This window comes from Leifsonia sp. C5G2, from assembly GCF_013359685.1.
In the GTDB taxonomy this organism is placed as follows: domain Bacteria; phylum Actinomycetota; class Actinomycetes; order Actinomycetales; family Microbacteriaceae; genus Leifsonia.
Genome location: NZ_JABFMV010000010.1, coordinates 154,668 through 165,023, shown reverse-complemented (window position 1 = coordinate 165,023; position 10,356 = coordinate 154,668). Strand labels below are relative to the sequence as shown.

Sequence of the window (10,356 nt, the reverse complement as noted above, 5' to 3'; positions counted from 1 at the left end):
GGACTCTGCTGCGTGATCGGCGCCGCCGGCGGCGCCGATCACGCAGCAGAGTCCGGCGAGCGCGAGCGCGACGCCGAGCACCGGGTCGGCGCCGGCCGGGGTCGCCGCGAGACGCGTGACCCGCAGTGCCAGGCAGATCCCGGTCAGGCCGATCCCGAGCGCGAGCAGGGTGACCGTCCCGGCCCATGCCGGCGCCGTCCCGCCGTCACCGATCCGCCTGCGCCGCATCCCCATGTCGCCACCCCGCCCGTGTCGTCGCAGGGCCAGGGTGCTCCCGGCGGCGCGGGAGGCGAAAGACAGTTCAGGCGGACCTGTCCACCGGGACGAGCGCGACCGCGCCGAGCCGGCCGTCCACGATCTCGGCGGTCAGGTAGGTGCACACCGGCTGGCGGCGGCGGTCGGTCGGCGACCCCGGGTTCAGCAGGCGCAGCCCGCGCGGCGTGACGGTGTCCCACGGGATGTGGGAGTGGCCGAACACGAGGAGGTCCGTCTCCGGGAATGCCTGGTCGCAGCGCGCCTCCCGCCCGGCCGCCGGACCCGTCTCGTGGATCACGGCGACGCGCACCCCGTCGAGCTCGACCCGGGCCACCTCGGGCAGCCGGCGTCGCAGCTCCGGCCCATCGTTGTTGCCCCAGACGCCGATCAGGCGGCGCGACCGGGACTCCAGCAGGTCGAGCGTCGCGGCATCCACCCAATCTCCGGCATGGATGACGACATCCACCGCCTCCACCGCCTCCAGCAGCTGCGCGGGCAGCGCGCGCGCCCGCTTCGGGACATGGGTGTCGGACATCAGCAGCAGCCTCACGAGCCACCACAGTACGCACAGGGCCGGAAGGGGGCTACGGTCGCACTCATGCAGCTACGGAACCTCGGAAACAGCGGAACGATCGTGTCGGAGTTCGCCCTCGGCACCATGACCTTCGGCGCGGAGGCGGACGAGGCGACCTCGCACGCCATCCTGGAGCGCTACCTCGACGAGGGCGGCAACCTCGTCGACACCGCCGACGTGTACTCGTCCGGAGCATCGGAGTCGATCATCGGGCGCTGGCTCTCCCGCCACCCCGGCCGCCGGGACGGCATCGTCGTCGCCACGAAGGGCCGCTTCCCGATGGGCGCGGGCCCGAACGACCTCGGCCTCTCGCGGACGCACCTGCGGACGGCTCTCGACGCCTCCCTCCGGCGGCTCGGGGTGGACCACATCGACCTGTACCAGCTCCACGCGTGGGATGCGCTGACGCGGCTGGAGGAGACCTTGCGATTCCTCGACGACGCGGTCCGGGCGGGCAAGATCTCGTACTACGGCTTCTCCAACTACCTCGGCTGGCAGCTGACGAAGGCCGTGCAGCTGGCGCGTGCGAACGGCTGGGCGGCACCGGTGACCCTGCAGCCGCAGTACAGCCTCATCGTGCGCGGCATCGAGCACGAGATCGTGCCGGCGGCGCTGGATGCCGGTGTCGGCCTGCTGCCCTGGTCGCCGCTCGCGGGCGGCTGGCTGAGCGGCAAATACCACCGGGACGAGCCGCCGACCGGCGCCACGCGCCTCGGCGAGAACCCGACCCGCGGCATGGAGGCGTGGGAGGCGCGCAACGCCGACCCGCGCACGTGGGAGATCATCGACGCGGTGGATGCGGTGGCCCGCGAGACCGGAGCGTCGCCCTCGCAGGTCTCGCTCGCGTGGCTGTCGGGCCGCCCGGCCGTCACCTCCGTCATCCTGGGGGCGCGGACCGTCGAGCAGCTGAAGGACAACCTCGGCGCGGCGGAACTGTCCCTCTCCGACGAGCAGCGCGCCCGCCTCGACGAAGCGAGCACCCCGCGCGCAGACATCTACCCCTACGGCGAGCAGGCCGTCCAGCAGCGGCACCGCAAGCGCGAGGGCGGTCGCTGATCCGGGTCGCGACTCGTCACGAAGGCGCGCGATTCGTCACGAATGCGCGCGATTCGTCACGAATCGCGCGCATTCGTCACGAGTGGCGGGGTCAGGGAGGGCGTCGAGCTCGACGAGGAGGTCGCGCGCCGCGGCGATGACCTCGGCCTGCGGAGCGCGGAGGCCGACCACGACGTCGGTCGTGCCCGGGCCGTCCGCGTGCATGCGCAGCAGGGCGATGCGGAGCTCGACCGTCCCGCCCGGGATGCGGTGGCCGCTCAGCGAGAGGGCGTTCGCCTCGAACGTCAGCGACGTCCCCTCGTCGGCCGCCGCGGTCGTGTCCTCCGCGATCCCGGCGAGCCAGGCCGCGAGGTCCCGCGCCTCCGGGCGTGTGAGGCACGCCTCGGTCAGCGACCAGTGCCGTTCGCCGTCGTCCACGAGGGCGTCGACCACGACCCGGTCGCCGTCGCCCTCACGCGCGGCCGGCCGCAGCTCGACGCTGCGATCGCCGCCCTCGTCCCGCAGCCTCATGGCGCGCTCGGCACCACCGTGAGGACGCGCTCGATGTACTCGAAGAAGGCGTTCATGTAGCCGCGGAGGAACTCCTCGGTGCCGGGGTCGGTGACCGTGCCGTCCTCCTCGATGAGCCCGGGGCGCATCCAGATGTAGGCCTCCGGCGCGTTCATCTGCGGCGCCTGCAGGAAGCTCAGGATGCTGCGCAGGTGCTGCTGCCCGACGGCCGTGCCGATCTGCCCGGGTGAGCCGCCGATGACCGCCGTTGCCTTGCGCGCGATGACGTTCTCGCCGTACGGGCGGCTCGCCCAGTCGATCGCGTTCTTCAGCGCCCCGGGTATCGACCGGTTGTACTCGGGGGTGATGAACAGCAGGGCGTCCTGGGCCGCGATCGTCGCCTTGAACTCGCGCGCGGACGCCGGGTAGTCGCCGTCGAGGTCGCGGTTGTAGAGGGGGAGGTCGCCGATGCGGATCTCGGTGAACACCAGGTCGGAGGGCGCGAGCCGGAGCAGCGCCTTCGAGAGGGTGCGGTTGACGGACTGGGTGGAGAGGCTCCCCACGAAGTAGCCGACCTTGTACGGGGGCTGGAGCTCGTTGATCGTCGCCATGACGCCATGCTGCTCCCGGCGCACGGCGGTGTGAAGCCCTTACCCGCCGACCATCGCGCAGGAATAGGGCATTCGCCCGATGCTGCCGGGGTGCCTTAGCGAGAAGGGTGGAGACCGACGAAGAAACGGACGAGGGGAACGAGAAGATGCTGATCGACGAGTTCGTGGACCTGCGGGTGCGGGCGGGGGAGATGGAGCGGCTGGAGCGCGAGCGGGAGCACGCGCGACGGGTGCGAGAGCGCGCGAACCGGCTGCGGTCGCTGACCGCGCACAGCCGGGCGCACGGGCGTCGCGGAGCGACGGCCGGGGCGCAGGCCGCGCCCGCTCCGGCGGTGCCCACGACGGCCGCGACGGCACCGGCCGGCGACGCCGCAGCCGTGGTCCCTGAGCCGGAGCGCGAGCTCGCGCACGCCGCCCGGTGAGCAGCGCTCGGCCCGCGCTGTCTGCTCTCCGCGAAGCCACCCGGGACGAGGCCCCGGATGTCGGTGGTCGGTGGCACGATGAAGCCATGCGAGCACCGGCGTCGAGCACAACGCTGGTCGGGCGGGGGTCCGACCTGGCGGCGCTGCGCGACGAGTTCGCGGCGGCTTCGCGGGGCGAGCTGCGGGCCGTCGTGATCGGCGGAGAGGCGGGCATCGGCAAGTCCCGCCTGCTCGACGAGTTCCTGAGCGAGCAGGAGCACGCGGCGACGGTGCTGCTCGGCCGCTGCGTCGATCTCGGCGACGACGGGGCGCCGTACGCGCCGTTCGCCGCGGTGCTGCGCCGGCTCATCCAGACGGTCGGCCTCGAGCGGGTTCTGGAGGCCGCAGGGCCGGGCGCGGGCGTGCTCTCGGCACTCCTGCCCGAGCTGGCGGACGATTCCGCCGTCCCGCCGCGCACGGGCGCCGAGCGGCTCTACGAGCTGGTCACGGTGCTGCTGGAGCGTGTCTCGGCGGAGCGCCCCGTCATCCTGGCGATCGAAGACCTGCACTGGGCCGACCGCTCCACGCTCGAGCTGCTCCGCTTCATCGTGCGCATGGCCGAGAGCGGCCGGCTGCTCGTGCTGCTCACCTACCGCAGCGACGAGGTGCCGCGCGGTCACGTGCTGCGCTCGTGGCTGCCGGAACTGGAGCGCACGCGGCGCGTGACCCGCTGGGAGCTGTCGCGGCTGGGCGACGATCAGGTGGCCGAGCTGGTCGAGGAGCTGCTCGGCCGCGTGCCCGACGACGGCTCGCTGGAGCGGGTCACCGAGCTGAGCGAGGGCGTCCCGTTCTTCGTGGAGGAGCTGGTCGGCATCGACGGCCTGCGGTCGGGCGACGACCTGCCGGAGACCCTGCGCGAGCTCGTCCTCGCCCGGTACGAACGGCTGAGCGAGCCGGCACAGCGACTGCTGCGCGTGCTCGCCGCCGGGGGCGTGTGCGTCACCCACGAGCTGCTCGCCGCGGTGTTCGACGGCACGCCGGACGAGCTCGACGCCGCCGCGCGCGAGGCCGTGACGGCCAATCTGCTCGCGGCCGACTCCACGGAGTACCTGTTCCGGCACGCCCTCGTGCGCGAGGCCATCCACGCCGACCTCCTGCCGGGGGAGCGCACGCGCTACCACGCGCGCTACGCCGAGGCGCTCGAGGTCAGCCCGCAGCGGTCGGCCGTGCAGCTGTCGGCGCACTGGCTGGCGGCGCACGACGTGCGGCGCGCGTTCCTGGCGTCGCTGGAGGCGATGGAGGAGGCCAAGCGCTCCTACGCCTACGCGACGGTCGCCGCGATGGGCGACCGCGTGCTCGAGCTCTGGGACGGCGTGCCCGACGCCGAGGTGCTGAGCGGCAGCGACCGCGTGGCGGTGCTCGCCCAGACCGCGTCCGCGCTGCGCAACGCCGGCAACAACGAGCGCGCCCTCGCCCTGGTGGAGGCGGCGCTGGCCGAGGCCGATGAGCTGCCGCCGTCGCGCCGGGCGCGGCTGCTGCGCGACAAGGGCCAGTACCTCGGCAACCTGAACCGGCCGGGCAGCGCGCAGCTGCTGGAGCAGGCGCTCGCGACCGTGCCGCCCGGCTCGCTGCCGTCCGGAGACCCGCTGCGGCCGCACCTGATGACCGAGCTCGCCGCCCAGCGGATGCTCGCCGGTTACTTCGACGCGGCCATCGAGACGGCGCGCGGCGCGATCGCGGAGGCGCAGGAGTCGCCGGCCCGGATGCGCTCGATCGCGCACAACATCCTCGCCGCGTCGCTCGTCGAGTCGGGCAGGATCGACGAGGGGTTCGCCGAGTTCGAGATCGCCGGCGCCCTCGCCGCCGGGGATGCCGGTGCGACCCTCCGCTACCTGGTCAACGCGTCCGACGCCCTGAACTCGGTCGGCCGCTACGCCGAAGCGGTGCGCATGGCCGAAGAGGGAGTCGCCCGGGCCCGCGAGCGCGGGGTGGAGCGCACGTCCGGCATCTGGCTCGCGGCCAACACCGCGGAGCCGCTCATCGCGCTCGGCCAGTACGAGCAGGCCGGCGCCATGCTCCGCGTGGCCCTCGGCTTCGACGACCGCACGGGCGTGACCGCGCAACTGCAACGCGTGCGTCTGTGGGTCTGGCACGGCGAGCCGAAGCGAGCCGACGACCTGCTGCGCCGCCTCCGCTCCCCGCTCCGCGCCCTCGCCGAGCTGGAGCAGCAGACCCGGCTCGCCCTCGCGCGCGCCTCCGGAGAGGTCGCGATCGCGCTCGGCGAGTTCGACCGCGCGTGGCTGGAGACCCGTGGCATCGGTGCGCCGCCGTTCTGCTCGCTGCCCGGATATGACCTCCCGGTGCTGGCGGTCGCCTCGCGCGCGCTGGCCGAACTCGCCGGGGCGACGGATCCGGGCCGCTCGCTCGGTGTGCTGGCCGGTGGCGGTGCCGGGAGCGGCCCCGAGGCTAGCGGGCTCGCCGCGACCGAGGCCGCCCTCGCCGCGACCGAGGCCGCCCTCGCCGCGGCCGTCCTGGCCGAGGCGCGCCGGCTGGAGTCGGTGCTCGCTCCGCTGCGCACGTGGCCGACCGCTCCGGCCTGGGCGCCGCTGATCGAGGCCGAACTCGCCACCGCGCGCGCGGCCGTCTCACCGGCCGCCGACCGGAGCGAGCGTTACGCCGATCCCGCGGCCGCCTGGGAGCAGGCCTCCGCGGCAGCCGAGCATCCCCTCGCCCCCGCGCAGCTCCTCCCATACGCCCTGCTGCGCGCCGCCCGCGTCGCCCAGCTGTCGGGCGACCGGCCGCGTGCCGACCGGCTCGTGACACAGGGCCGCGAGCTCGCGGAGGCCGGCGGGGTCGCGATGCTGGTCAGGGCGGCGGACGCGATCGGCGCGCAGCCGCCGGCCCGCGCGGCCGCTGCCGCGAGCGCCCAGGGCCAGCCGCTGACCGAGCGCGAGGAGCAGGTGCTCGCCCTCATCGAGCAGGGCCTGAGCAACAAGCAGATCGGCGAGCGGCTCTACATCAGCGCCAAGACGGCGAGCGTCCACGTGTCGAGCATCCTGCGGAAGACCGGCGCGTCGAGCCGTACGGAGGCCGTGTACCTGGCCTCCCGTCCGCTGACGTAGCGGCGCGATCAGCTCTCGACGGCCACGGCGCAGCGGATGCACAGCTCGGCCGTCGGACGCGCGCGGAGCCGGTCGACCCCGATCGGCTCGCCGCAGCGGGCGCAGATGCCGTAGGTGCCGATCCGCAGCCGCTCGAGCGCGGCATCCACCGCGACGATGTCGTGCGCGGCGTCCGAGCGCAGTGCCTGCAGGCGACTCCACTCCGACGACAGGGTCGGGCCCTCCGGGTCGTGCTCGTCGTCCGCGGTCGACTCTGACCGCGACGAGAGCAGCACGCCCAGCGACTCGGCCATGCGTTGCGCCTCGGCGATGTCCGTCTCGCGGCGCTCCCGCAGCAGCGCGGCGAGCTCCTCCCGCTCCGCGTCGTCGAGGACCTCCACGTCCGCCGACCGCACCCGGTCATCCATTCGCACCTCCTGCACCAGAGCACCCCTTCCGTTCCCCCGAACGTCTCTCTGACCGAGTCAGAGTACGCCTGCGGCGCCGCATCCGCCCATTCGACGCGCGTAGGCTCGGCGGGTGCCTTCCTTCCGCGTCATCGTCGCCGTCGGCCGCCTTCGACCCGCCGTGGACCCGCGTGACGTCGAACCGGCCGTGGCCGCGGCGGCGCGCGAGCTGGCGGTCGTCGAGGCGACGAGCGTGGATGTGGTGTCCGGCGAGGCGCGCATCACCGTGCGCTTCACGGAGGACAACGCCGGCACCGCGCTCCGCGTCGCCGAGCACACCGTGGCCCGGCTGCGCACGTTCGCCGAGGTCGGTGCGTGGCGACTCACCGAGCGCGTCGGCGGCCGCTGGTACCGGCGCGCCTGAGCGGGCCAGGAGCCTGACCGGCGTCAGGCTGCGGCGGGCAGCGACTCCTCGATCAGCGCGACGATCGCCGGGTCGTCCGGCTCGGTCTGCGGACGGAAGCGGTGCACCGCGCCGTCCGGCGTCACGACGAACTTCTCGAAGTTCCACTTGACGCGGCCCGCCTTGCCTTCCGCGTCCGGCGCCTTCGTGAGCTCCTGGTAGAGCGGGTGCGCGTTGCGCCCGTTCACCCGCACCTTCTCGGCCATCGGGAACGTCACGCCCCACGTGGTCGAGCAGTACTCCTTGATGGCGTCGGTCGAGCTCAGCTCCTGCAGGAACTGGTTGCTCGGGAAGCCGACGACGGTGAAGCCGCGGTCGCCGTAGGTCTCCTGCAGCTTCTCGAGCTTCTCGTACTGGGGCGCGAGCCCGCAGCGAGAGGCGACGTTGACGACGAGGATGACCTTGCCCGCGAACGCGTTCAGCGAGGTCTCGTCGCCGTCGATGGTGTGGAAGGGGATGTCCATCACGGTCATGACCGCACCCTAGCGCCGCTGGCTTCGAGCCGGCTCGGAGAACGCGTGGGCCGCTCGATCCCTCCCCTCAGGCGGCCGAGGCCAGCGGTGCGGCCGGGTCGGCCGTCCACTCGCCGAGGGAGCCGTCGTAGAGCAGCACATCGTTGCGACCGAGCAGCGCGAGCGCCAGCGCGTCGGCCGCCGCGGCGATGCCGGCGCCGCAGTAGACGACGATCGGGCCGGGCGCCGCGAGCACGTCGGCGAGCACCCCGCGCAGCTCGGCGGCGGGGAGGAACGCGTTCGTCTCCCGGTCGAGCAGCCGCGCCACCGGGGCGCTCGTGCTGCCCGGGATGTGGCGTGCGGCGAAGTCGCGCGCCGGCGTCCCGCACACGAGGGCGCCGGGCCGCGTGCCGTCGACGATCGCCGCGACCTCCTCCGTGTCGACCCAGAATCCGGGCTGCTCGGCCGCGGGCGCGGGAACGGCGGCAGCCTGTGCGGCGTGCACGTCCCCGGCCTCCACGGGCCGGCCCTCCGCGCTCCACTTCGCCAGGCCGCCGTCGAGCACCGCGACGCGGTCGTGCCCGAAGGCGCGGAAGAGGTACCAGAGTCGCGAGGCCCACTGGCCGAGCGCGGTGTCGTAGACCACGACGGTGGTCTCAGGCCCGACGCCGACCGCCGCCGCGGCCTCCGCGAAGGCGTCGGCGCCCGGCCGCGTGAAGGCGAACGGCGCCTCCGCGTCGCTGAACCCGTCGACCAGGTCGGCGAAGGCGGAGCCCGGGATGCGGGTCTCGGCGAACGCCGGCCGCCCGCTCACGTACACGGTGTGGCCGTCGGCATCCCGCGACGGGACAGCCGTGGCGTCGAGCACCACGAGTCCTTCGGCGCCGAGGTGGTCGGCGAGCCACTGCGTCGAGACCAGCGGCCCATCGAGGGCCGAGGCCAGCGCTGTGGTGGCGGCGGGCTGCGCGGAGGGAGAGGAGGTTTCGGTCACCCGCTCACGCTAGCCACGACCACCGACGCCCGAAATGCACCGCGCAACGTGCCGTAACGCTCGCGTCAGCACTCGATGACGTTGACGGCCAGTCCGCCCTCGCTGGTCTCCTTGTACTTGGTGGACATGTCCAGCCCGGTCTGGCGCATCGTCTCGATCACCGTGTCCAGCGACACCAGGTGCGAGCCGTCGCCGTGCAGGGCCAGCCGGGCCGCCGAGACCGCGGTCGACGAGGCGATCGCGTTCCGCTCGATGCACGGGATCTGCACCAGGCCGCCGACCGGGTCGCAGGTGAGGCCGAGGTGGTGCTCCATCGCGATCTCGGCCGCGTTCTCCACCTGCTTCGGCGTGCCGCCGAGCACCGCGCACAGCGCGCCGGCCGCCATGGCGCAGGCGGAGCCCACCTCGGCCTGGCAGCCGCCCTCCGCGCCCGAGATGGAGGCGTTCGCCTTGAACAGCGAGCCGATGGCGGTCGCGGTGAGCAGGTACTGCCGGATGCCCTCCAGCGACGCCCCCGGCACGAACCGCAGGTAGTAGTGGGCGACGGCGGGGACGATCCCGGCCGCGCCGTTGGTCGGCGCCGTGACGACTCGCCCGCCGGAGGCGTTCTCCTCGTTGACCGCCAGCGCGAACGCGTGCAGCCACTCCAGGGCCGTCGCGCGGCCGGGGTCGTCCTGAACCGCCTCCAGGTGCTCCCGCATCCGGGCGGCGCGGCGCCAGACGCCGAGGCCGCCCGGCAGCGTCCCCTCGCCGGAGAGCCCGCGGGCGACGCACTCCGCCATCGCCTCCCAGATCAGATCGAGCCGTTCGCGCGTGGCCTCCTCGCCGTGCAGCGCCACCTCGTTGCGGCGGGCGACCTCGCAGATCGGGATGCCGTCCCGCTCGCAGATCGCCAGCAGCTCGGCGGCGCTGGAGAAGGGGAGGGGGTGGGAGTGCCGGGCCGCGAGCGCGGCCTCCTCGCCGTCGCGGCGGATGAACCCTCCGCCGATCGAGTAGTAGGTCTCCTCGAGCAGCGGCAGCGGGGAGCGCGCGCCGGCGGCGTCGCGGCCCCACGCTCGCAGCGTCAGTGCGTTCGGGTGGCCGGGCAGGCGGGTGCGCGGCTCGAAGGCGATGTCGTCCCTGCCGATGGGGATGCGGCGGCGGCCGGCGAGCAGCAGCGTCGCGCCCGGTTCGAGCGCCGACCACGCGCCGCGGACGTCCTCCGGGCGGCACGTCTCCGGCTGGAGGCCGCGGAGCCCGGCGATCACGGCATCGGGCGTCCCGTGGCCGATGCCGGTGGAGCCGAGCGAGCCGTACAGCGTGCACGTGACCTCGTCGACGCGGTCGAGCATCCCCGCGTCGTCGAGTCGGGCAGCGAACGCGGCCGCCGCGCGGAGGGGGCCGACGGTGTGCGAGCTCGAAGGACCGATGCCGATCGAGAACAGGTCGAAGGCCGAGACGTACGCTGTCACTTCTCCAGTCTATGTCGGCCCGCGCGCTCGAATCTCGCGCTGTGACCGCAATCCACGCACCGATCGTGCGTGGGCGAACAGGGAGGCGGCCGCCGCATCCCTCCG

General features: G+C 73.9%; 12 protein-coding genes. 4 read left to right on the top strand and 8 right to left on the bottom strand.

Going from position 1 to position 10,356, the window contains the following annotated elements; translation table 11 throughout:
• Together HNO83_RS14160 and HNO83_RS14155 are read right to left on the bottom strand one after the other, a co-directional pair.
• On the bottom strand, positions 1-234 hold a 234-nt coding region (locus HNO83_RS14160), incomplete at its 3' end, for a hypothetical protein (protein WP_217499043.1).
• Positions 235-301: 67 nt separating this feature from the next.
• Complete coding sequence (locus HNO83_RS14155) at positions 302-790, bottom strand: metallophosphoesterase family protein (protein ID WP_217499042.1); 489 nt, start codon at positions 788-790, stop codon at positions 302-304.
• A gap of 63 nt (positions 791-853) precedes the next feature.
• Between HNO83_RS14155 and HNO83_RS14150 the strand changes: the two genes are divergently transcribed.
• The gene (locus HNO83_RS14150; protein ID WP_175338149.1) at positions 854-1,885 is read left to right on the top strand and encodes an aldo/keto reductase; all 1,032 of its coding nucleotides are present in this window, start codon (positions 854-856) and stop codon (positions 1,883-1,885) included.
• A gap of 36 nt (positions 1,886-1,921) precedes the next feature.
• Here the strand turns inward: HNO83_RS14150 and HNO83_RS14145 are convergent, their stop codons facing one another.
• The gene (locus tag HNO83_RS14145; protein WP_175338148.1) at positions 1,922-2,395 is read right to left on the bottom strand and encodes a WapI family immunity protein; all 474 of its coding nucleotides are present in this window, start codon (positions 2,393-2,395) and stop codon (positions 1,922-1,924) included.
• Positions 2,392-2,985 carry an NADPH-dependent FMN reductase gene (locus HNO83_RS14140; protein WP_175338147.1) on the bottom strand — a complete coding sequence of 198 codons (594 nt, stop codon included), beginning with the start codon at positions 2,983-2,985 and terminating at the stop codon, positions 2,392-2,394. Before HNO83_RS14140 ends, HNO83_RS14145 begins: the two co-directional genes overlap by 4 nt.
• 107 nt (positions 2,986-3,092) lie before the next feature.
• On the opposite strand from HNO83_RS14140, the gene HNO83_RS14135 reads away from it, so the two are divergent.
• On the top strand, positions 3,093-3,407 hold the full coding sequence (locus tag HNO83_RS14135; RefSeq protein ID WP_175338146.1) for a hypothetical protein: 315 nt from the start codon (positions 3,093-3,095) through the stop codon (positions 3,405-3,407).
• 86 nt (positions 3,408-3,493) lie between these two features.
• Positions 3,494-6,508: a helix-turn-helix transcriptional regulator gene (locus HNO83_RS20635; protein ID WP_175338145.1), complete on the top strand. Its 3,015-nt coding sequence runs from the start codon at positions 3,494-3,496 to the stop codon at positions 6,506-6,508.
• A gap of 8 nt (positions 6,509-6,516) precedes the next feature.
• Here the strand turns inward: HNO83_RS20635 and HNO83_RS14125 are convergent, their stop codons facing one another.
• Positions 6,517-6,915, bottom strand: a complete 399-nt coding sequence (locus HNO83_RS14125) for a TraR/DksA family transcriptional regulator (protein WP_175338144.1) — start codon at positions 6,913-6,915, stop codon at positions 6,517-6,519.
• A gap of 112 nt (positions 6,916-7,027) precedes the next feature.
• Between HNO83_RS14125 and HNO83_RS14120 the strand changes: the two genes are divergently transcribed.
• Entirely contained in the window at positions 7,028-7,318 is a 291-nt protein-coding gene (locus tag HNO83_RS14120) for a hypothetical protein (protein ID WP_175338143.1), read from the top strand.
• Between the two features lie 23 nt (positions 7,319-7,341).
• On the opposite strand, the gene HNO83_RS14115 is transcribed toward HNO83_RS14120, so the two are convergent.
• The 3 genes from HNO83_RS14115 to HNO83_RS14105 form a co-directional block, all read right to left on the bottom strand.
• Complete coding sequence (locus HNO83_RS14115) at positions 7,342-7,830, bottom strand: glutathione peroxidase (protein WP_175338142.1); 489 nt, start codon at positions 7,828-7,830, stop codon at positions 7,342-7,344.
• Positions 7,831-7,897: 67 nt separating this feature from the next.
• A complete protein-coding gene (locus HNO83_RS14110; protein ID WP_217499041.1) occupies positions 7,898-8,800 on the bottom strand; it encodes a sulfurtransferase in 903 nt (300 codons plus the stop codon).
• 65 nt (positions 8,801-8,865) lie between these two features.
• On the bottom strand, positions 8,866-10,251 hold the full coding sequence (locus HNO83_RS14105; protein ID WP_175338141.1) for an L-serine ammonia-lyase: 1,386 nt from the start codon (positions 10,249-10,251) through the stop codon (positions 8,866-8,868).
• Positions 10,252-10,356: the final 105 nt, after the last annotated feature.